The organism is Bradyrhizobium sp. UBA2491 (assembly GCF_002341725.1).
Classification (GTDB): domain Bacteria; phylum Pseudomonadota; class Alphaproteobacteria; order Rhizobiales; family Xanthobacteraceae; genus Bradyrhizobium.
In genome coordinates this window covers 24542-46115 of sequence record NZ_DDOP01000067.1, presented here as the reverse complement: position 1 = coordinate 46115, position 21574 = coordinate 24542, and the positions used below count along the sequence as shown (strand labels likewise).

Genomic DNA, 21574 nt, shown 5'->3' with positions numbered 1-21574 from the left:
ACGCCGCGGCCTATCGGCTCACCCACTGCCGTCTCTGGAATACTGGATCACCCGCCTGCGCGGGTGATGACGCTGAGCAAGCTGAGTGAATCTATTCCGCCACCGCTGAGGAGCCGCGTAGCGGCGTCTCGAAGGATGGCCGCGACAATGGTGCGCGCCAGATTTCCATTCATTTGCGATTGCCCTGAAGGCCCGCTGCCGATCCGGTTCAACCTCATCGCGCCATGCAGCAAGCACAGAAAGAAGGCCGGGCGTCTCGATCGAGACGCCCGGCCGGTTGCTTGTCGATAGCGTTCCGCGTGCCCGGTGCTGACTTACTTCGCGCCGCCGGTGACGCCAGTGCAGCCGTCGACCTGACCGCCGGACGTGCGATAGGCGGCAATGGCGGTCGGGCGACCGCCGTCGATACCGGGCAGCAGGTACTGGGCCTGCAGCGATGCCGCCCAGGCCGGATCGAGCTCGTGCAGGCCATTGTTCTGGATGATCGCCGCGACGTTCGGATCGTACCCCGGGTTGGTCGCGTTGGAGCTTGTCGGATCGTAGGGCGACAGGTCGCTCTGCGATCCGCCGAAGAACCAGGCGAGCCAGTTCGTCAGTGCCGGCACGCGCGTCCCCGACGGATCGGCGTAGCAGCTGTAGACATCGAGGAACGATGCGCCTGTGATCGGATAGGCGCCCGCGCCTTGCGGGGTCGCGATGACCGATCGGCCGGCATACGACACGCCGCCGAAAATCGCGCTCGGCCCGTACACCTGGGCATAGATATTCCAGTCGTTGTAGGTGGCCGGAGCCGCCGGGAAGTTGAGGTTGCCGAACGCGATCTGGGCGCCGAGCGGAGTCGGCGGCACGAAGTTCTGCGCGCTGCCGCCCACGGCCTGGCCGGGATGGTAGACGCCCGAGATGCGCTGATCCTGGCTCTGGATGCTGGCGGACAGCGGTGCCGGCGCCGACAAAGTATTGCCCAGGATCTCCTCGCTCACCGTCTTGGCATAGGGCTGGGTGAAATCGGCGCTGAGATAGCCGATCCGGCCGGCGCGGAGCGAGCCCGTCCCGATCTTCAGCGCTTCGTGGTTGCTGCCCTCGGCGCTGATCCAGCGCGGATCGGGGCGGTCCGAATCGTCCTCGACCGCGAGTGAATCGCGGTGATCGTGATTGGTGTCGCCTTTGACCGCGCGGATGTTCTCGAGCAGGTTGATGAACTTGGCCGACGGCAGGTTCGCGGTTGTCGACACCGTTCCGTTGTTGGTGACGCCGACGCCAGTGAAGATCGCCTTGTAATTATAGGTGCCCGTGGGGTCGAGCAGCGGGCAGAAGTTGGCGAGATAGTTGGTGAGGATGAAGCTCGAGCCGGATTCGTCCGAACGATACACCACCTTGATGGGCAGGCGGCCGCTGGCATAGGCGACCGGCGTGAGCGCGCCGTTGGTGTTGTCGTCGTAGAAGTGCTGCAGCTGCTGCGTGCCGTTCTTGTCGAGATAGGGGATCAACGTCGAGGAGTCGCTCCAGTCGGTCACCGTCGCCGAGAAGATCGCGCACAGCTGCGCCGCCGAAAGCTGGATCGCGCCGCCGGCCTGGGTGTTCGGCGTCAGCGCGGACTGGTTGGACCAGACCACGCCGGTGACCGGATTGCTGGTGTTGACGGCGATCGCGACCGGCACTTCGAGAACCGGGACCTGGATCGGCGCACCGACGGCGGCGGAGTTGTAGGTCGCGACCGCGCTGGTCTTCGCGGCGATCAGCACCGTGTTCTGCCAGTTGGTGGTCGGCACGAAGCTGCCGAACGAGACCGTGGTCAGGCTGCTCAGGCTGCTGGCGAGCGGTGCGTCGCTGGTGACGAAATCGAGCTGCGGATATGGAAATTTCGAAAAGTTGGCGTTTGCGGTGTCGCGGAACGGCGGATTGATCGACGGCCGCTTCACCAGCGCCGGCGCCGATTTCGGATTGCCGCGGAACAGCTGGTGCGTGTCGTTGGCGATGTAGGCGCGCTGGCCGTTGCCGGAGCCGACCGCGGCGAACAGGCCTTCGACCGCGGTGGAGAACATCGTGCAACTCGCGGGCAGCAGGCCGGGGCTCGGTGCCGCGGTGGTGAAGCTCGGCGAGAAGGTCTGTCCGTCATTGGCGACGGTGGTGCCCGCATAGCAGTCGAAGATCTGCCGCAGCGCCAGCGATGGCAGCATGCTGCCGCCGCCATAGATGCCGGTCGAGATCGTGCTCTGGGCCGCAGCCGGCTGCTGGGTCCCGATCATGGCGGCAGCCGAGAGCACGACCAGCGAGGTCGTGCCCAGCAGGCGCCCGGCGAAGGATTGCGTTTTCATCGTGATGCTCCCTGTTTTCAATCATGTCACGCAGGCGCCGCGCGACCGCCCGATGAATCTCGAGATACCCGATCTTGTTCGGTGATGATCAGTGTATGGCGATGAAGAAGACCTTGCAGGAACGTCTCAAGACAAATCAAACGTATCCGCCGCGCAAGGTGAACGACCTTGCGCGCCGTTGTCGGCATCGGCGCCGATGTGGCTCGCATCTCTAAGACAATCTGAGAGATGGTGTTGCGCAGCCGTTTGCGTTGATTTTTGTTGCGGCTGCGTCGAATGACAATGCCATGAAGGGTGGCGCCACATCCATGATGAGGTCGCAAGCCTGCGCGTCAACTCTTGCTCGTGATCAGGCTTATGCGCGTGACGACAGAGAAGCGACCTTGCGTGGTGCGATCGCACAAATCTCGGCACGAAAAAACCGGGCGCCTCGGTCGAGGCGCCCGGCCGTTGTTGTCGAGGCTGCCGGATCAGGCGCGGCTGCGACCTGGTCCAGTGCCGTCACGCGTTACGGATTGGCACCGCCGGTGACGCCGGTGCAACCGTCCTTGCTGCCGCCGGAAGCGAGCGCGATGGCGACGCCCGAGCCGGCCGTCAGCACGCCGTTCTTGATGCGGGTCTGCCATCCGGTAACCAGCGATGAGAAGCTGTTGTTCCGCAGGATGGCCGGGGCCTGATTGGCCGTCGGATTCTGGTAGAACCAGTTCAGGAAGTTGATCAGGTTCTGCCCGTTGGTGTTGTTGCCATAGCAGCTATAGAGATAGAGGAAGGTGGTGCCCGACAGCGGATAGGCGCCATTGCCGTTGGTCAGCGGGAGGACCGAGAGGCCTCCGACCGACAGACCGCCGTGATTGGTGGACGGCTCGGTCGCAGGGTAGTTGATGCCATACACGTTGTAGGCGGCCCAGGTCGATGTCGTCGATGGAGGCGTCAGGGCCGCGTCGCCCCAGGCAGTGTTCACGGCAGCCGGTGTCGGCGCGATGAACGTCGGGCTCGTCGTCGTGGTGGTCGCCGGGATGTAGGTGCCGTGGATGCGCTGGTACTCGTTCTGCACCGAGGCAGAATTCGGCGCATTGCTGGCGATGGCGAAGGGCTTCACGAAGTCGCCGCTGACATAGCCGATGCTGTTCGAGGTGTTGGCGACCCCGGACTGAACTCCGCCGCTTCCGGTTGCACCAACCCAGTTGTTTGTGATCGTCGTGTTGTTGATGTTGGCGATCAGGTTGCTGAAGCTGGTGCTCGGCAGGTTGGTGGCGCCGAAGATCGTCGCGTATTTGGCGGTGCCATTCTTGTCGATCAGCGGGCAGACCGCCTTCAGATAGTTGGTCAGAATGAAGCTCGTGCCGCTGCCATCCGAGCGGTACACGACCTTGATCGGCGCAGACGTGGTCGTGTACTGCGCGGCGGTTCCGATGCCGTTGCCGACATTGGTGTAGTAGAACGGCTGCGACACCAAGGTGCCGGTGCTGTCAAGAGTTGGAATGCTGGTCGAGCTGCTCCAGTCGGTCACCAAGCCCGAGAAGATCGCGCAGAGTTGTGCGCCCGAGAGCTGGATGGCGCCGCCGGCCACGATATTGCCGCCAGACTTGACCTGTGAATTGGGCGTGAAGCTCAGATTGACTGGGATGGCCACCGGAACCTCGAAGGCCGGCAACTGCAGCGGCTGACCCCAGCTCGACGTATTGTAGCTGACGTTGGTGGAGCCGCTCGCGGTCACCGTGGCCGGCAGCGAATTCCAGTTGGTGGTCGGAGTAAAGGTGATCGACGAGGTCGTCATGGCCGCGAGGGTCGCGGGCAGCGGCGAATCGCCGAGGCCGACGTCCACGCGCGGATAGGGATAGGAGCCGAAGGTCGTGTTGAGGGTGTCGACATACGGCGGCTGTGCGGAGGGGAACAGCGGCTGCTGCGACGTGGAGGTCAGGCTGAACGTGGCCGGAGGAGTGACCGTGCCGCCGTACCACTGGCTCGGCTTGTTGGAGATGTAGCCACGCAGGCCGTTGCCGCTGCCGACACCGGCGTACATGCCCTGCACCGACGTCACGATCGTGCAGGTGGTCGGCAGCAGGCCGGGGGTCGGCGTATTGGCGTTGAAGCTGGACGAGAACGTAAAGCCGTCGGTCCAGCCCGACGCACCGACGGTCGCGCCGGTGTAGCAGTCGAAGATCTGGCGGAAGGCTTCGGAGGCGAGCGTGCTGCCGCCGAAGTAGAGGCCGTTGCTGGCCGCCGCATTCGCCGGCGTGGCTGCCGACGAGGCGAGCAGCGCGAGCACCGAAGCGGTGCCGAGCAGTTTGGTGGATTGCAGTTTCATTTCACTCATCCTGTGGGGTTGGTCACCGGACGCGCGTCGTCATCCCGTCGTCACGAGACTGCAAAGTAATCTTCAGATTAGATGAAGTTGTTTTGCTGCCTATTCCAGATTCATGAGATGAATCTAAGAAGAAACAAAGGTCCCGTACGTCGACGTCATGTCTCCGTCGCCGATGATGAGCTTCACGTCTAATAGACAACTTTGAATGCGGCTTCGCGCAGAGATTATTTTCGATATTGATCTGAAAAAAATCTTGGCAACGGGTCGCGAGATGATCTATGGCTTCTTGGTCTGACGCTGTGCTGCCAGACGATGCAATGTCCGGTAGTACAACCTTCGCGTGATCTCATCTCGAGCGGAGCCTCCTACATGGAAGACAATCCGAGCGGGCCACTTGCGATTCGCGTGGAGCATGGCGGCCATGCGATTTTGGTGCGGCCGGTGCAGCAGCCGTTCGCAAACGTGCGCGGCGAGCTTCCGTCGTCCAGCCTGAGGCGCGCGCAGGATCTGCATCAACAGGGCGTCACGCATGCCAGGCAGGATCGCTGGCGCCAGGCGCTGCGGGCGTTCAACGAGGCGGCGCGGCTCGCACCGGAGCAGCCGGCTTTCAACTACTGCAAGGGCGTCGCGCTGTGCCGATTCGACCGCTTCGACGATGCCCGCGAGGCATTCATGGCGGAACTTCGCGTGATGCCGACGCATGCGCCGGCGCTGGCCGAGATCGGCACCTGCCTTGCGCGCACCGGGCGCACGCGCGACGGCATTCCCTATCTTCAAGAGGGACTGCGGCTGATGCCCAACATGCAGCTCGCGCAATACAGCCTCGGCCTGGCGCTGTTGACCGAGAACAGACGTGACGAGGCCATCCAAGCGCTCGACCGAGCGATCGACCTTGATGGCGCCTACGCGGATGCCTACCGCACGCGCGGCCTCGCTTACGTGATGGATGGTCAATTCGACAGGGCCGTAGAGGATCTGCGGGCCGCCTCCACGATCGACAGCCAGAACTACAAGGCGATCATCGAGCTCGGGATGAATTTCGGCGCTGCCGCCCGCGACCTGCAGGCGGCGCGGTTGTTCGAACTCGCCGCCGAAAGTGCGCCAACGGTCGCCTTGCCGCAATACATGTACGGCCACTTCCTGATCAACCAGCGGCAGTTTGAGCGCGGGCTGGGCTTTATCGACCGTGCGCTCGCGCTCGATCCGCTGCAGGCCGAACATCACGTGGCCCGTGGTTTCGGCTTCCTCGGACAGGGCCGCATCGAGGATGCGGTCGGGGCCTATCGGCGTGCGGGCGAACTCGATCCCGGCAGCGCCATGGTCGCCGGCACCCTGCTGTTTGCGCTCCAGCACAAGCCGGGCGTCACCCGCGACGAGCTGTTCCGCGAGCACAAGCGATGGGCAGCGCTGTATCGGCCGAGCGCGCCGCAGGATCGCCTTGCGTTCCCGAACCCGCCGGAACCGGCGCGCAAGCCGCGGCTTGGCCTCGTATCGGCGGATATGCATCGGCATGCGGTGGCGTTCCTCACCCTGCGCGCCTTCGAGGCGCTCGCGGAGCTCGGCTACGAGATCGTTTGCTACAAGACTGACAGCAAGCGCCAGGACGACGATTTCAGCGAGCGCTACAAGGCGATTGCCCTGAATTGGCGTGACGTGTCCGGGCTCAATGACGTGGCGCTGGCGCAGCAGATTGCGGACGATCACGTCGATGTCCTGTTCGACCTCTCCGGCCACACTGCCGGTAACCGTCTGTCGCTGTTTGCGACGCGTGCTGCGCCGATCCAGCTCGGCTGGGCGGGCTACGTCGGGACGGTCGGCCTCGACACCTATGATGGCCTCATCGCGGATGCGGTGGAAATTCCGCCGGAGCATGACGCAGCCTATGTCGAGCGTCCGATCCGGCTGCCGGACTGCTATGTCTGTTATCATCCGCCCACCAATGCGCCGGAAGTGCCATCGCTGCCGTGCTTGAACGAGGGCCGCTTCACCTTTGGCTGCTTCAATCGCCCGGCCAAGCTCAACGAAGAGGTCGGCAAGGCCTGGGCACGCATTCTCGAATTGGTGCCGGACTCGCGCATCCTGATGGTCTATGGCGGCCTTGGCGAGGCGAGCACGCGTGACGCCATCCATGGCGTGCTCGGCCGCGGTGGCGTGCCGATGGAGCGTGTGGAGCTGGTCGGCGAGAGCGAGCAGATCAAGCTGTTGCAGGCCTACGGTCAGGTCGATCTCGCGCTCGATCCGTTCCCGTACTCCGCCGGCGTCACCACGCTCGAGGCAATGTGGATGGGCGTTCCGACCGTCACCTTCGTCGGCGACACCTTTGCGGGCCGGCACTCAGCGGCCCATCTGACGGGGGCAGGGCTCGCCAGCTTCTGTGCTCACAGCATCGACGACTACGTCGCCATGGCGGTCGACTGGAGCTGCCGCCGCGATGAGCTCGCGGAGCTGCGCCGCGGCCTGCGCGACCGCGTCGCGGCCTCTCCGCTCTGCGATCCCCCGCGCTTCGCGAACAACCTGTCCCGCGAACTGATGCGGCTGTGGACCGAATGGTGCGAGGCGAAGAATGCCCGGGATGCAGCGTAGCGCACATTGATTTCGCCGTCGCCGGACCTGTCCCGGTGATGCCCGGCCCGGCTGCGACGAAGCAAAACGCCAGTGCCGTGAAGGCGCCGGCTGGCGAACAAGGGACCATTCCGATGTCAAAGGCAGGGACCAACGAGGCACATGCGATACAAGCAGGGCTTGCGTTGCTGAAGGGAGGGTCATCGGAGCGGCGCGAGGAATTTGTCCGGAGTGTCGTGGATCGCGCGATTGCTCTATTTCGCGATGGTCAGCTCAACAGTGCCGATGTGCTACTTGAGACCATTGAGCACGAAGCCGGCGTACGCCAGCGTGCGTTGCACATGCGTGGCGTGATCGCGCTGTATCGCGGCGAGGACGAGCAAGCGCTCGAACTGCTCGAGGAGGCGATCCGGCTCGATCCCGCCGATAACGAAGCGCACGCCAATCTCGGTGCGCTCCTGCTCAAGGACCATCAACATCCGCAGGCACTCGCCGCGTTTGCAGCGGCGTTGACGCTGCGGCCGGACAACGTGCCGGCCCTGTTCGGCCTGGCGCAGGCGCTGACGAAGCTCGATCTAACCGACTTCGCCCACAACGCGTACCGCGACATCCGGGCTCACGCGCCCGACTATGTCGAGCCGGTGGTCGATTTCGCGACGCTGCTCAACGACATGGGCCGTACCGACGAGGCCATTGAAGTCGTACGCGACATGCTGGCGCGGCACCCCGATCATGCGCATCTGCACACGGTTCTCTTCATCTGTCTGTTCGTTCACGGCGACTGGTGCGCCGCGTGGCCGCACAACGAATGGCGATTGAAGGAGCCGGAGGTGCTTAAGCACCTGTTGCCGACCCAGCGGCTGCGCTGGGAGGGTGAGGATCTCGCCGGCAAGACGATCCTGCTGCAATGCGAGCAGGGATTCGGCGACATCATCCAGTTCGTGCGTTATGCGCCGATGGTCAAGGCACGGGGCGGCCGCGTAATCCTCCGTGCACCTCAGCAGCTGCTGTCACTGATGCGATCCGTGCCCGGTATAGACGATCTCTTCAGCAACGAGGAGACGGCGCCGGCGTTCGACCTGCACGTGCCGTTGATGTCGCTGCCGCTCATCTTCGGAACACAAAGCGACACGGTTCCGGCGCCGGTCCCCTATATCACACCGGATCCGGGGCGGGTCGCGCAGTGGCGCGAGCGTCTGGCGAACTACGCCGGTATCTCCGTCGGCTTGGTCTGGCAAGGCAATCCGGCGCATCCCAACGACTGGCACCGCTCGATCCGGCTCGGCCAGTTGCGACCCTTGCTCGACTGTCCGGGTGCGCGGTTCGTCAGCCTGCAGATCGGTCCCGGCGAACAACAGGTGCAGGAGTTCGCCGGCCGTATCCTCGATGCCGCTCCGCTGATCGATCCGACGTCGTTTGCCGACGTGGCGGCGATCATCGCCAATCTCGATCTCGTCATCACGGTCGACAGTGCGATTGCGCATCTCGCCGGCGCTATGGGCAAGCCGGTTTGGATCCTGCTTGCCAGCTCCAGTGATTGGCGTTGGCTCAAGGATCGCGCGGATACGCCCTGGTACCCGCAGGCGCTGCTGTTCCGGCAGAAGGACGCGGGCGACTGGGCCGGCGTGGTTGCTCGGCTGCGCGCCGCACTGTGGTCCTTCGCCGGCTCCAGTGCTTCGTCTTCGATGGGCGGGAACGCAGATCCGGTGATCGCCTCGGCGTTGCGGATGACGGCGAGCCCACGCGAAGCCAGTCCGGTCCTCTGCGATGCATTGTTCGTCGAGGCCTGTCGCCAGAACCGCACAGGACATCTCGATCGATCGAAGGCGCTGTTCGAGAAGGTTCTTTCTCTTGACCCCGGTCATGTCAACACATTGTGCAATCTCGGCGCGTTGGAACTTGTTTTGGGTAACGCGAGGCGTGCGCACACTTTGCTGCACACTGCGGTCACCCAGGCTCCTGATCTCGCACCGGCACGCATGGCGTTGGCCGATGCGTTGATGGCCGCTGAGAAAGCCGAGCAGGCGCTCGCGCAGTATCGCAGGGCGATCGAACTGGCGCCTGCGAGCGCCGATGTTCATGTAGCGTACGCCAATGCGCTGTGCAAACTCGGCGACAACGGGCACGCAAGCGGCATGCACGCCGACATGACAAGGCGTCTCATCGGTCAGCATTATCGCAAGGCGTTGGAACTCGCGCCCGTCAACGATACGGTGCATGCCAAATATGCGTTGGCGCTATGCGGGTTTGGCGATTTCGACACTGCGATGACGCACTTCCTCGCAGCAACGAAGATCAATCAGCAGCAATCGTCCGAGTTCTACGAAGCCCTGGGCCGTGCCTGCGTCACGCGAGGCAACCTGCATGGCGCCGAAATCAGCCTGAAACATGCGATTGCACTCGATCCCAGCCGTGTGACCGCTCATTGTGCTCTGGGCGATCTCTCGCTCGCACGTCAACAGCATGATGAAGCGGAAGCCAGTTTCCGTACAGCGCTGGCGTTCGATACGCAAAGCGTCGTGGCCTTGCAGGGAATGGAACGTGTGCAGGCGTCACAGCGGACGGTGATCGCGAGCGGAATTTCGTGACGTGGGTGTCGTTGCGAGCGACAGCCATCTTGCTGGCGCGCAACGTTGCGTCGTCGATGGAACCTGGCGAACGGGATTTGCGATCGACGCCGCTTCGAGTGTAGCAAAATCAACGCTCGCTTCGTGTCGAAGAAAACAAATGCATGTCATCGTCTGTAGCGAGGTGTGTCGCAAAATAACTGCTCGTTGTGGTTTCATTGCCGTGTCATTTACTGCGGCTAGAAACGGCGCGACCGGATGGAAGCGTCTCAAATGCCGCGGTTGGGGATGGGGTCCCTGGAATGAGCGACACCACTCGAGCGGCGTTGCTCACACTCCTCGTCGCAAGTTACGACGACCTCAAACAACGTTTGACGCGTCGGGCCGGATCGGCCGATCTTGCCAACGAAGCCTTGCAGGACACGTTTCTGCGCTTGAGCAATGCGGATGGAATCGGACCCGTTCGCGACCTCCATGCATATCTGTTCCGCGTGGCGATGAGCGCCATCAGCAATCGTCGGGTGGCGGAGCGGCGGCGCCGCGTGGTGCGCGAAGCGGACCCGCTGTTCGATCTTCCGGACGAAACGCCGGGTCCGGACCGGATCATCGAGGCGCGTTCGGAGATCAACGCGCTCAAGCGCTCCATCGAGGAGTTACCGGCCCGGCGTCGCGAGATATTCATGGCGATATGCGTTGAAGATGCGCCGCTGAGGCTCGTCGCGGAGCGCTTTGGCGTCAGCGTTCGGACGGTGCAGGTTGAGCTCAAGCAGGCGTTGGCGCATTGCGCGATCTGTCTCGATCGCAACGCGCGGATGTCTGGAGTTGCGTTTCGGCGTCGAGGTCCGTTCGGCCAGCGGGATCACGCGCCGCGGGCCCCGCTGGGCGATGAAACTACGGTGCTGGCACAGCGGTTGCCGTTGGGCGACGGCAGGTGACATGCGATGGATCAGCAGGCTCACAGCGTCGGACATCATGCCTCGACCAGCGGAACGAGCCTGGTCGATCGAGGGGCAGCCATGGCAGTGCTTGAAAGCAATACGGCTGCGACGCCGCCGATCGACTTCATGACTTATCTTGCCGGCAAGGGCGCGTTGCGCGACGGGCAGAAGGAAGACATCGCCGGTCGGACCCGCAACGCCGACGGATCGGCAGGCAATGTCGATTGGAGCGCCGTCACGAAACTGACCCCCTCGGCGCTGGCGGACGAACTCGCAAGCTTCTATCGATGTGATCGTGCCCGTCGCGACGATCTGGTGGATGGGCGCTTCGCCGGCGGCGAGATGTCGACCCGCTTCCTCAAGGAGGAGCGGCTGTTTCCCTATGAAAGCGCAGCCGGAAAGTTGCGCCTTGCAGTGGTCGTTCCGATCGATGACGAGACCGTGCGGGCGGTCGAGTTGGTGTTGCGCCGACCGGTCGCGCTCGCGGTGGCAACCGCCGAAGACCTGGAGGCGGCGCTTGCATTGCGGCTCGAGGCGGAGCAGCCCAGCGATGCTCAGGAAGCCGGCGCGAGCGCGGGCGAGGACAACCTCGACAATCTGCGCGACCTTGCGCGCGGTGCGCCGGTGGTACGGGCGCTGGATGACTTGTTGCGCCTCGCTGTCGAGCAGCGGGCGACGGATCTCCACATCGAGCCGGCGGGGAATGCGTTGCAGGTGCGATTGCGCGTTGACGGCATGCTGAAGCATGTGGCGGCGCCGCCGATCAGCATGGCGAAGGGAATCTTGTCGCGCCTCAAGATCATGGCCGGCCTTAACATCACCGAACGTCGGCTGGCGCAGGACGGGCGTGCCCATATCGTGGTCAGCGGCAACGAGATCGATTTGCGCGTCGCGACCATGCCCACGATGCACGGCGAATGCGCCGTCATTCGGTTGTTGCGCAAGGGAGCAGGGTTGGTCTCGATCGACCAGATCGGCCTCAGCGCGCGCAACGAATCGATTCTGCGCAAGGCGTTGCAGGCGCCCTATGGCATGGTCATCGTCACCGGACCGACCGGATCGGGCAAGACCACGACGCTCGCGGCGTCGCTGGCGGTCATCAATGAGGCGACCCGCAAGATCCTGACCGTGGAGGATCCGGTCGAGTACCAGATTCCCGGCATCACCCAGACCCAGGTGCATCCCGGGATCGGATTGACCTTTGCGTCGGCGTTGCGCTCGTTCATGCGGCTCGATCCCGACGTCATCATGGTCGGTGAAATGCGCGATTCCGAGACCGCTCATATCGGCGTCCATGCCGCGCTGACCGGGCATCTCGTCCTGACGACGTTACACACCAACACCGCGGCGGGCGCGATCACGCGGCTGATCGACATGGGCATCGAGAGCTTCCTGCTGGCGTCGTGCGCGCGGGTCATCGTGGCGCAGCGGTTGGTGCGGATCCTGTGCGACCATTGCAAAGAGAGCTACCGATTGTCAGCCGCGGACGTGGCTGCCGACGAGCGCTATGCCGCGCTCGGGATTGCGGCGGGCGAGGTGGTCTGTCGTCCCAAGGGCTGCGACTGGTGCGGCTCGACCGGGTTCCGCGGGCGCAAGGGCGTGTTCGAGATCATGGAGATTGGTCCGCCCGTGCGACGGGCAATCGGGCCGAAGACCGATGCCTCCGAGCTCGAGGCCGTGGCGCGGGCTGCGGGGATGACGTCGATGACCGAGGACGGCATCGAAAAGCTGCGCGCCGGCCAGACCACGCTCGATGAAATCTTCCGCCTGACCACGAGTCTGTAGGTGGATCATGCCGCACTACCGCTACCGGGCGTTGACCAAGGCCGGCGAGATCATTCTCGGCGACGTCGAGGCGCCCTCCCGCGAGGAGGTGTTGCGGCGGATCGAATATCTCGGCCATCTGCCGGTCGAGGCGGAGGTCGCGGGCCGCAACGTGCTTCGCGCCGGCATTTCCAGTGGAAGCTTGCCCAAGCAGCGCGAGCTGACCACCTTTCTTCGACTGCTCGCTTTGCTGCTCCGCTCGGGATTGACGCTTGAGGCCGCGTTGCAGACCCTGGAGGAAGACACCAACAAGGCGGTGGCTCGCTTTGCCGGCGGGTTGCGCTCGGCAGTCTCGGGCGGCGACGGCTTTGCCGAGGCGCTGGAGCGCTATAACCAGGTCATTGAGCCGATCTATATCGCGATGGTGCGTGCCGGCGAAGCCTCCGGCAAGCTCGAAGTGGTGTTGCGGGCGATCGTCCAGGACCGGACGCGGCGCGAGCAGCTGTCGCAACGGATATCGGGAGCGATCCGCTATCCGTTGTTCCTCGTCGGATCGGCGCTGGTGATCCTGTTCTTCTTCCTGCTCTACGTGGTTCCACAGTTCGAGTCGGTGTTCTCGGAATTGCGCGGCCGGCTCAATTCGGGGGCCGCCTTTGCGCTCACGATGTCAACCTGGCTGCGCGCCAACCTCAATACTTTTCTTGGCTCCTGCACCGCGGCGCTGCTGCTCGGCTGGTTCATCTTGCGCCAGCCGGCGGCACGGGCTCGGGTGATGGAGGTGCTGGTGACGATTCCCGGCGTGTCCGGGCCGATGCACGACCGTCGCACCGCGCGCTTCATCGGTACGCTGGGGCTTCTGGTCGAGAACGGCGTCGCGCTCCCGACCGCGCTCAAGATCCTGCGCGATATCATCACCGAGCCCCGTTACGCGGCCGCGGTCGAGCGGGTGCATGAGCAGGTGCGCAACGGCCGCCGCTTCATCGAGGCACTCGCCGAGAGCGACCTGGTGCCGCCGCTCGCGGTGCGCATGCTCCGGGTCGGTGACGAAACCGGTGACCTGTCGGCGATCGCGCAGCACGCCGCGGAGCTCTACGAGCAACGGCTTGCGATCGGGCTTGACCGGTTGATGGGCGCGATCGGACCCATCACCATCATCGCGGTCAGTATCGGCATCGGGACGCTGGTGGTGTCGATCATGAGCGCGCTGCTCAGCATCACCGAACTCGCGATGTAGGAACAGCTGATGGCGCCAACGCGAACCGCGGGTTCATGTGCCGGCTTCACCCTGATCGAGATGATGGCGGTGATGCTGATCATTGCGATGTTGGCTTCGCTGGTGGTGGCCATGGTCCCCGGCACCGGGCGTGGCAAGTTGAAGGCATTGACGCTGCAAACGGCGGCCTTGCTGCGCCGCGAGCGGCTTGCCGCCGTTCTCACCGGACAAAGCCGCCGGGTGTCGCTCGATGGGAATACGCGAACGATCGTGGGGCCGAGCGGGGCTGTCGCGATTCCGCGCGATGTCGTGGTCGATGTGGTCGGCGTCGACGAGCTCTGGTCGGGACGACGGGCGGTGGTCCGGTTCGAGCCCGATGGCGCATCGACTGGCGCGATCCTGAAGTTCTCCTGGGAGAATGTGCGCTATGAGGTCGACGTCAACTGGTACAACGGCCGTGTTGCGGTCGATCTGCCCTGACTCGCGCAAGACGCGGGCCGGGTTTACGCTGATCGAGGCGCTGGTGGCGTTGGCGCTGCTGCTGGCCTTCGTGTCTGTGGTCGGGCCGCATCTGTTTTACGCGCGCCGCATTGCCGACAAGATCGATGACCGGATCGCCGCGCAGATGTTGTTGCGCACGATCCTCGATGCGCCGTTCGATCGTTCGGGTCTCGCCAACGGACCGCGCGAGGGCGAGACGGGTGGGCTGCGGTGGTCGATCGCAGCCGAGCCGATGTTTGTCGATGCCATGGTCCCGCAGCGCGAGGAAGCCACACCCGTCCCGGCAGACAAGAACAGGCAGCCTGCCACCAAGCGTCCAAATTGGATCGCATTCCATCTCGTTGCGACCGTGTCGTGGGCTCCCGGGCAAATGGTAAGCGCCGACAGCCTGCGGCTCGGTTTGGGAGCTGACGAATGATGGTGGCCATTCAGTCCGGCGTCCGCACGACACGCGGCTTTACCCTGATCGAAGTGCTCGCCGCGCTGGCTATCGGGTCGGCTGTGATTGCCGCGACCGCGATGCTGATCAACAACGTTGCACTCAATTTCGACCGCAGAACCGGGTTGGTGGGGAAAGCCGATCAACTGCTGCTCGCTGTCGACCGCATTGCGGCAGACCTTGGTTCGGCCCGTCAGGTGCTTCAGTCCGGCAGCGGCGCCGATACGATTGTCGCCTTCAATGGCGACGCTGCCCAGGTGAGGTTCATCACCGGCAGCGGAAACCAGGGCGAAGAAGTGGTCAGCTTGCAGGTCGAGGAGACCGACGGGGTCAGCCATCTGGTCCGGCGCCGCGCGCGATCGCTGGGAGAACGTACCGCATTCGCGAGCGTCACGCTCGGCGATCCCGTCCAGTTGATCGAAGGACAGGTCGACATGAGTTTTACGTTCGGAAGCCTTGATTCGGATGGAACGCTGTCCTGGAACGAGACCTGGAGCGGGCGACCAATCCTGCCGCGATTGGTGCGGCTCACCATCCGTGACCGCGCGAGTGGAGCAGATCTGCTACGCGGCGTTCAGTTCGTGCTGCGCGCCGACGCGCCGATCGGCTGCGCCCAGGGCGAGGCCGGCGCTGAATGTGTGTCCGGCAAGCCGGCGGCGCCCAAGCAAACCGAGCCGGCGAAGGATGCGCCGGCGGGAGGGCGTGGATGAGCAGTCGGCGCTCGCAACGCGGCATGGTATTGCTCGTCGTGCTATGGGCGATAGCGCTATGTTCCGCGCTCGTCATGGCGACATCCACGACCTTTCGCAGCCTGGCTGGGATTGTCCGGATTGATCGGGATCGGGTGCAGGGCGGTGCGCTGCTGACGGCGGGGCTCGAAGGGGCTGCCGGTATCGTCGCGGCGCTGCGAGGCGGCCTGCTCACCGAGCGCAGCGTCACGCTGGCATTTCCGACCGGATCGGTGCGGGTGACGGTGACGGACGAGGGCGGCCGCATCGATATCGGAAAGGCTCCGGTCGAGCTGCTGACATCGCTGCTGCGATATGTCGGCGCCGAGGACGAGGATGCGCGGATCGTCGCGCAACGGATCGTCGCGCGTCGCGAAACGGTGACGCAGCCACGGCCGGACGATACGGCGAAATCGCCGGCGCCGGCCGGCAAGGCCGAGCAGCCGCCGGCGGCCGCCGGCACAATGCCATTCACCGACATCAGGCAGCTTGCCGATATTCCCGGCATGCAGCCGGAATGGATCGCGGCGATGACGCCGCTGATCACGGTGTTCGGCAGCGAAACCATCAACCCGCTCACCGCGCCGGTTGCGGTGCTGCGGGCGCTGCCGTCCTTCGATGCGTCGCGGCTTGAAGCCATTCTCGACATGCGCAACACGCCGTTCGTCGATCCGGATCGTCTCGCATTCGTTCTCGGCCCGGCGCAGAAATACCTGAAGGTGCAGCAGAACAACGTCGTCGCGGCGGACCTGATCGCGAGCACGACTGACGGGTACACCGCCGCGGCGAAAGCCTACATCGTGCTGCTCCGCGACGACAAGCAACCTTACCGGGTTCTTGCCTGGACCCCGGTGTCGCCATTCGCCAGGACCGGATTCGTCGCATCGCTGGAGCCTCGTCCATGAGCATCGACGCGATCATGAGGCGCTGGATCGACATTCTTGCCCGGCTATGGCTGGGCGGGCAGGAGCGGCGCCGCGCTCGACACTCCATCAGAGTCACGCGGGAAAGCGGCGAATGGGTCCTCGAAGACGCCAGGCGAGCGCAAAGGACGAAGTCTGCGACCGGACCCGGCGGCGCAACGCTGCCGGACGACGTCGTGCGGGCCGCGCAAGGATCGTTCGTCATTCTCGAGCTTCCAGGTTCCGAAATCGTCTCTCGCTCGCTGAGTGTACCAGCCCAGGCACGTGATCTGCTGCCGGGCATCGTCCGCAATCAGATCGAGCGGCTATTCCCATGGCGCGCGAACCAGGCGGTCCATGGCTTCAACGTCGTGAGCAGCGATGCGAGCACTCTCAACGTGCGGGTTCTCCTCACCTCGCGCGCGGCGCTCGACGACGCCTGCAAACAGCTCGGCGCGCTGGGGTTACGTGTCGATCGTGTCGTCGCGGGAAATGGCGGGACCGACGCCGCTCCCGAGATCACATTGTGGTCACGGCTTGCCGACACGACCGACGCCAGCCTTTCCAGGGTGCGGAGCGCCGTCGGCGGCCTGATGGCGGTGGCAGTCTGCCTGACCGTGGTCGTGAATGTCTGGGCTTTCATGACTGCGGCATCTGCCGACAGCGAAAGCGATGAGGTCGGATCGCGCCTTGCGGCGTTGCAGCGTCAGATCAGAGGCAGTTCGTCACGGGAGTCGATCGCCGCGCTCGCACCGCCCGAACGGGCGCATGCCCTGAAGGAGACGTCGCCAGTCGCGGTGGTGGTCGTCGAGGCGCTGTCGCGCGCGCTGCCGGAGACGTCTTATCTCACCGAATTAAACATGGATGGCTCGACGCTGCGCATCGTCGGCCTGGCCGGCGACGCACCGTCGCTGATCGCGCCGCTTGAGCAGTCGGGGCACTTCAAGGATGTGCATTTCTTTGCGCCGACGACACGCAACGCCGATGGCGCACGCTTCGTGTTCCATATCGAGGCGCGCGTCGAGCCGCACGTTAGGATCGATGGGGAATGAACGTGCTGAAGCTGAAGTTCAATCTCGGCGTTGTCAGTAGTTTCAACCGGGATCAACTCTTCGCGGTCGGCGGCTTCTGCGCGCTGCTGATGGTCTGCGTGGTCACCGTGGTGGGAGCGCTCGGGTCGCGCGCCGACGCATTGCAGCACCTGACCGAGCAGCGTGACCAGCTCGCAGCCCTCGAGGCGCGATCGAAGTCGGCACCAAGCCGCCGCGTGCAGGCGCAGAACCGGGCCGCTCCCGTGGCGGCGTTCCTCGATGCGCCGACCAGCGGGCTCGCCACGGCGCAGTTCCAGGCCTATTTGTCCGACCTGGTCGCAAGCCAGCGCGCGGTGCTGGTCGCGTCCGGAGTTCCCGCCGATCGCGACGACAAGACCGATGCGATCAGGCTCCAAATTTCTTTCAATGCGACGCTTCCTGCCTTGCAGTCGCTGCTCTATCGGCTTGAAAGCGGCGTCCCTTATGTCTTTGTCGACGCCCTGCTGGTCCAGCCCGGCGGATCCGCCGAGCGCACGGCCGGCGATGCGGTATTGAAAGTCAGTTTGACGGTGCACGCCTTCTGGCGTCGCAAGACGGCGTGAGCGGTCCAGTCCCGCGTCGACGCTATTCCGCTGCCGCTCTCAGCTGACCACGGAAGTAGTCGATGGTCTTCTCGAGGCCATGGTTGAGATGAATGGTCGGTTCCCAACCGAGAACCGAGCGGGCCAATGAAATATTCGGCTGCCTTTGACGCGGATCGTCCGACGGTAGCGGGGCGAACACCAGCTTGCTGCGCGATCCGGTCATCGCGATCACCTGTTCGGCCAGTTGGCGGATGGTGAACTCGCGCGGATTGCCGATGTTGATCGGCCCCGTGAAGTCGTTCGGCGTGTTCATGGTCCGGATCATGGCTTCGATGAGGTCATCGACATAGCAAAAGCTGCGGGTCTGGCTGCCATCGCCGTAGATCGTGATGTCATTGCCCGCTAGCGCCTGAACAATGAAATTCGACACGACACGGCCGTCATTGGGATGCATCCGCGGGCCGTAAGTGTTGAAGATCCGCACAACCTTGATCCGCAGCCCGTGCTGGCGCCAATAGTCGAAGAACAAGGTCTCGGCGCAACGCTTGCCTTCGTCGTAGCAGGAACGCAGCCCGATCGGGTTGACGTGACCCCAGTAGGACTCGACCTGCGGATGGATCTCGGGATCGCCGTAGACTTCGGAGGTCGAGGCCTGGAGGATCTTTGCCTTCACGCGCTTGGCGAGCCCAAGCATGTTGATGGCGCCATGGACGCTGGTCTTGGTGGTCTGGACCGGGTCGAACTGGTAGTGGATCGGGGAGGCAGGACAGGCCAGATTGTAGATCTGGTCCACTTCGACATAGAGCGGGAAAGTCACGTCGTGACGCATCACCTCAAATCGGGGATTGCCGATCAGGTGCGCGATGTTGCCCCTGCTGCCGGTGAAATAGTTGTCCACGCAAAGCACGTCGTGACCCTGTTCGACGAGCCGCTCGCACAAATGTGAGCCAAGAAATCCGGCGCCGCCGGTCACCAGCACCTTTGCCACGTCAATCTCTCTTCATGTCCGACGATGCTGATGATGGTTGCCAGGTCCAGGGATGCCGGTGTGCCGGAACGTAGCCCGCGACATGCGAGCAGTCTCCGCTCTGCGACCCGAACACTGTCCACTGCGTTACCTTCCAGACCTCGCGGCGGCGAAGGGACGCCCCTGCAATCACACAATTGTTCCAGGGTGCAACCACGAATTGAATGTCATAGCAGCCGGGTGCGATGCTGGAGACGGTATAGAACCGTGACGGCGGCAGCGCCTCGGTGAACTGGTCCGGTCCCCAATGCGCGGCTCCGCATGGTGACACGTAGAGGTGCTGCAATGGCGTGTTGGAAGCGTTGACGATGGTAAATTCAGCTGCATTCGCGGCGGAGCAGAGGATTGCCGCCGCCGTCACGACAAGATGTCGAAAGCAAGACTGATACATGGGAGATGACGCACTGCGGACATTCATTGCAGTTTCTGTCGCGTGAGCTGCGTATGAACGATAGCATCGATACCATTGCAGTTTTGTGGCAGTTCGCGTTGTAATTGTCTTGCTGGAAGCGCGAGAGATGGTCGTTGGCCACTCCGGGCGAAGCGCGTCCTTCGCCGCACAAGGACATGATGGCCGTCAACGCGCAGTCAAGCATGGCTTGATCTATCGGTCGCAATCGGGGCATGAAACTCTGTTGCTGGTTCGGCCTGCCGTGTCGAACGACATTGTTGGCCGGAGCGCTGCAATGACTTGCCGTCCAATTTTCGCATGGGGTGTCTCGCAGATGAAAGACCAGCTTGGCGCGGCGACGTCGCGGCATGCCGCGAGTTCAGGACGGGCAAGGCGGTACATGCCTTGGCTAACCTGGAAGTTCCTCACTTTGGCCCTTGTCGCCTTCACTGCGACATGGCTCGCCCCCGCCCCGTCGTCCGCGCAGGTCGCCTGGCGATTTGCGACCGAATACCCCGAGCGCAATATCTCAGGCGTGGGTTTGACGACCTTTGCGCGGTTGGTTTCGCTCCGAACAAACGCAAGCGTCACGATTGCCAACACGTTTGACGATCAGCTCAAGATCGGATCGGCGAGGATGTTCCAGGCGGTCGAGGACCATCGGATCACCGGCGGCGACGCATTCGCCGGTCCGCTCGAGGCGTCCGACGCTCTTTTTGGCCTGGCCTCACTTCCGTTCGCCGTGCAATCCGTCGATGCGGCAAAGGCTGCAAATGCCCGCGCCCGTCCGCTCTACGAACGGGCGCTTGCCCGGCGCGGCATGCGGCTGCTCTACATCACGATTTGGCCTTCCACGGGGCTTTGGAGCAGCCGTCCGATCGCAAGTGCGGATGATCTGCGCACACTCGCGGTGCGAACCTACGACAACAATTCGGCGCAGGTGCTGCGCTCGGCCGGCGCCGCAGCGGAGTACCTGTCGTTCAATGAGGCCGTTGCGAAAGTGAAGAGCCATCAGCTCAATGCCATCCTGACGTCTGGCGACGGCGGGGCAGGAAGGAAGCTATGGGACGATCTCGCGTACTTTACGCCGATCAACTACGCGATTCCGATTTCGATCGCCTTCGTCAGCGCGGAGGCGTTCGAGGCGCTGCCGAAGCAAGTCCAGGATGAGGTGCTACAGGCCGCAGCGGAAACCGAGGCCAGCCAATTCGAGCTGCTCGCGACCCGGACGACGGAGAACTATGCACGGATGCGCGAAAACGGTGTCACGATCGCGGATCCTGCGCCGGCCGCGGTGATCGCCGCGCTCAAGAAGGGCGCGGAAGCCCCCATCGCGCTATGGAAGACGAAGGTTCCTGTCGAGGCTGCCGGCATCGTCGATTGGGTGTTGCGGCAGAACTAGACGCGGCGGTCTTCGTCGATCTCTAATGTCGCAGCGCGAGGGTCGAGCAGCCGCAACCTCCGACGGTTCGGCTTGCCTCGAAGCGTGGCGCCGACAGGTGTAAGTTTCGATGGACGTGGAACTCGAAGGTGCCGGCGAGCGCCGTTTCGATCGCGCTCAGATGGACATCGCCGTCTTCCAGCAGCGCGTGGCCGTGGCCCGCAGAGAACAGGGCGCCTCTGACGAAGACGGGAAAGAACGCAGCGCTGCCGATGCCGAGGTCTTCGTCGTCGAGATGACCGCTGAACGGGCGTCGATCCCAGTCGCTTGGCGGAGCGACGCTGAAATTGCCGAAGCAGGGCGAGAGCGTGAGTTCGCGTCCCCATGGCAATCGCGCGACGTTGCGGGCCCGGTCGAGCGCCACATATTGTCGGCAGAAATCCAATGAATTGGCGGCGGGAATCCGCATGTTCCAGCCCCAATCCGCCCGTAGCCGAATATCGAGAATCCGCACTTCCAGCACATCACCAGGCTCGGCATCCCGAATATGGACGGGACCGGTCAGCAATCGCGGAGCCGCGGGCGAACTGCCTTGCGTCGCGACGGCGGTGACGTCAGCGGGTACGCCAGGCATCTCGTCCGGTTCGGCAGGTAGCGTTTCGATCGTGACGCGGTCGCCGGAAGCGATGCTGATCACAGGATCCTGCGGTCGGTCCCGTGAACCCCAATGCAGGTTCTGCGGTGTCGATGACAGATAGTGGTCCATTATGTGCCGCCTAGTCACTTGATTGTTCGGTTGGGCAGAGTGCACGGCATGGCCTCCGCCGCACGGCAACGCGGGCCACGTGCCGCAGGGCGTCCTGAGGGGGAAGCGCAGGCTCAAATGCAAACTGCATGGGTCTTTGCAGGCATGATCCATGCCA

General features: G+C 63.8%; 16 protein-coding genes. 12 read left to right on the top strand and 4 right to left on the bottom strand.

Features of this window, described 5'->3' with window-relative positions; translation table 11 throughout:
• Nucleotides 1-314: 314 nt before the first annotated feature.
• Complete coding sequence (locus B2W55_RS23235) at nucleotides 315-2315, bottom strand: substrate-binding domain-containing protein (protein WP_024579795.1); 2001 nt, start codon at nucleotides 2313-2315, stop codon at nucleotides 315-317.
• A gap of 508 nt (nucleotides 2316-2823) precedes the next feature.
• Entirely contained in the window at nucleotides 2824-4623 is a 1800-nt protein-coding gene (locus B2W55_RS23230; protein ID WP_024585197.1) for a substrate-binding domain-containing protein, read from the bottom strand.
• Nucleotides 4624-4992: 369 nt separating this feature from the next.
• Between B2W55_RS23230 and B2W55_RS23225 the strand changes: the two genes are divergently transcribed.
• From B2W55_RS23225 to gspM, 11 genes are all read left to right on the top strand, one after another.
• Entirely contained in the window at nucleotides 4993-7206 is a 2214-nt protein-coding gene (locus B2W55_RS23225; protein ID WP_024585196.1) for a tetratricopeptide repeat protein, read from the top strand.
• Nucleotides 7207-7319: 113 nt separating this feature from the next.
• Nucleotides 7320-9773, top strand: coding sequence for a tetratricopeptide repeat protein (locus tag B2W55_RS23220; protein ID WP_160306727.1), 2454 nt, complete (start codon nucleotides 7320-7322; stop codon nucleotides 9771-9773).
• 281 nt (nucleotides 9774-10054) lie between these two features.
• Complete coding sequence (locus B2W55_RS23215) at nucleotides 10055-10687, top strand: RNA polymerase sigma factor (protein WP_024585194.1); 633 nt, start codon at nucleotides 10055-10057, stop codon at nucleotides 10685-10687.
• Between the two features lie 81 nt (nucleotides 10688-10768).
• Nucleotides 10769-12475: a GspE/PulE family protein gene (locus B2W55_RS23210; RefSeq protein ID WP_024585193.1), complete on the top strand. Its 1707-nt coding sequence runs from the start codon at nucleotides 10769-10771 to the stop codon at nucleotides 12473-12475.
• A gap of 7 nt (nucleotides 12476-12482) precedes the next feature.
• The gene (locus B2W55_RS23205) at nucleotides 12483-13688 is read left to right on the top strand and encodes a type II secretion system F family protein (protein ID WP_024585192.1); all 1206 of its coding nucleotides are present in this window, start codon (nucleotides 12483-12485) and stop codon (nucleotides 13686-13688) included.
• Between the two features lie 9 nt (nucleotides 13689-13697).
• Nucleotides 13698-14147 carry a prepilin-type N-terminal cleavage/methylation domain-containing protein gene (locus tag B2W55_RS23200; RefSeq protein ID WP_024585191.1) on the top strand — a complete coding sequence of 150 codons (450 nt, stop codon included), beginning with the start codon at nucleotides 13698-13700 and terminating at the stop codon, nucleotides 14145-14147.
• Complete coding sequence (locus B2W55_RS23195) at nucleotides 14125-14586, top strand: prepilin-type N-terminal cleavage/methylation domain-containing protein (RefSeq protein WP_024585190.1); 462 nt, start codon at nucleotides 14125-14127, stop codon at nucleotides 14584-14586. Before B2W55_RS23200 ends, B2W55_RS23195 begins: the two co-directional genes overlap by 23 nt.
• Nucleotides 14583-15317 carry a PulJ/GspJ family protein gene (locus B2W55_RS23190; RefSeq protein ID WP_043855599.1) on the top strand — a complete coding sequence of 245 codons (735 nt, stop codon included), beginning with the start codon at nucleotides 14583-14585 and terminating at the stop codon, nucleotides 15315-15317. Before B2W55_RS23195 ends, B2W55_RS23190 begins: the two co-directional genes overlap by 4 nt.
• Entirely contained in the window at nucleotides 15314-16240 is a 927-nt protein-coding gene (locus B2W55_RS23185) for a general secretion pathway protein GspK (RefSeq protein WP_168200215.1), read from the top strand. The genes B2W55_RS23190 and B2W55_RS23185 overlap by 4 nt, the downstream gene beginning before the upstream one ends.
• Nucleotides 16237-17289 carry a PilN domain-containing protein gene (locus B2W55_RS23180; RefSeq protein ID WP_024585187.1) on the top strand — a complete coding sequence of 351 codons (1053 nt, stop codon included), beginning with the start codon at nucleotides 16237-16239 and terminating at the stop codon, nucleotides 17287-17289. Before B2W55_RS23185 ends, B2W55_RS23180 begins: the two co-directional genes overlap by 4 nt.
• Nucleotides 17286-17870: a type II secretion system protein GspM gene (gene gspM / locus B2W55_RS23175; protein ID WP_024585186.1), complete on the top strand. Its 585-nt coding sequence runs from the start codon at nucleotides 17286-17288 to the stop codon at nucleotides 17868-17870. The genes B2W55_RS23180 and gspM overlap by 4 nt, the downstream gene beginning before the upstream one ends.
• Before the next feature lie 22 nt (nucleotides 17871-17892).
• Here gspM and B2W55_RS23170 read toward each other — a convergent pair whose 3' ends face one another.
• Nucleotides 17893-18846 carry a UDP-glucuronic acid decarboxylase family protein gene (locus tag B2W55_RS23170; RefSeq protein ID WP_100555065.1) on the bottom strand — a complete coding sequence of 318 codons (954 nt, stop codon included), beginning with the start codon at nucleotides 18844-18846 and terminating at the stop codon, nucleotides 17893-17895.
• Between the two features lie 758 nt (nucleotides 18847-19604).
• Here B2W55_RS23170 and B2W55_RS23165 point away from each other — a divergent pair.
• Nucleotides 19605-20672 (top strand): TRAP transporter substrate-binding protein, encoded by a 1068-nt coding sequence (locus tag B2W55_RS23165; RefSeq protein ID WP_291532284.1) that lies wholly within the window; start codon nucleotides 19605-19607, stop codon nucleotides 20670-20672.
• Between the two features lie 22 nt (nucleotides 20673-20694).
• Here B2W55_RS23165 and B2W55_RS23160 read toward each other — a convergent pair whose 3' ends face one another.
• A complete protein-coding gene (locus tag B2W55_RS23160; RefSeq protein WP_024585183.1) occupies nucleotides 20695-21417 on the bottom strand; it encodes an acetamidase/formamidase family protein in 723 nt (240 codons plus the stop codon).
• Nucleotides 21418-21574 lie beyond the last annotated feature (157 nt).

Bases quoted from the DNA above. Each gene is read 5' to 3' on its own strand.
- B2W55_RS23235 (WP_024579795.1), bottom strand. From the start codon at position 2,315: ATGAAAACGCAATCCTTCGCCGGGCGCCTGCTGGGCACGACCTCGCTG.
- B2W55_RS23230 (WP_024585197.1), bottom strand. From the start codon at position 4,623: ATGAAACTGCAATCCACCAAACTGCTCGGCACCGCTTCGGTGCTCGCG.
- B2W55_RS23225 (WP_024585196.1), top strand. From the start codon at position 4,993: ATGGAAGACAATCCGAGCGGGCCACTTGCGATTCGCGTGGAGCATGGC.
- B2W55_RS23220 (WP_160306727.1), top strand. From the start codon at position 7,320: ATGTCAAAGGCAGGGACCAACGAGGCACATGCGATACAAGCAGGGCTT.
- B2W55_RS23215 (WP_024585194.1), top strand. From the start codon at position 10,055: ATGAGCGACACCACTCGAGCGGCGTTGCTCACACTCCTCGTCGCAAGT.
- B2W55_RS23210 (WP_024585193.1), top strand. From the start codon at position 10,769: ATGGCAGTGCTTGAAAGCAATACGGCTGCGACGCCGCCGATCGACTTC.
- B2W55_RS23205 (WP_024585192.1), top strand. From the start codon at position 12,483: ATGCCGCACTACCGCTACCGGGCGTTGACCAAGGCCGGCGAGATCATT.
- B2W55_RS23200 (WP_024585191.1), top strand. From the start codon at position 13,698: ATGGCGCCAACGCGAACCGCGGGTTCATGTGCCGGCTTCACCCTGATC.
- B2W55_RS23190 (WP_043855599.1), top strand. From the start codon at position 14,583: ATGATGGTGGCCATTCAGTCCGGCGTCCGCACGACACGCGGCTTTACC.
- B2W55_RS23185 (WP_168200215.1), top strand. From the start codon at position 15,314: ATGAGCAGTCGGCGCTCGCAACGCGGCATGGTATTGCTCGTCGTGCTA.
- B2W55_RS23180 (WP_024585187.1), top strand. From the start codon at position 16,237: ATGAGCATCGACGCGATCATGAGGCGCTGGATCGACATTCTTGCCCGG.
- gspM (WP_024585186.1), top strand. From the start codon at position 17,286: ATGAACGTGCTGAAGCTGAAGTTCAATCTCGGCGTTGTCAGTAGTTTC.
- B2W55_RS23165 (WP_291532284.1), top strand. From the start codon at position 19,605: ATGAAAGACCAGCTTGGCGCGGCGACGTCGCGGCATGCCGCGAGTTCA.
- B2W55_RS23160 (WP_024585183.1), bottom strand. From the start codon at position 21,417: ATGGACCACTATCTGTCATCGACACCGCAGAACCTGCATTGGGGTTCA.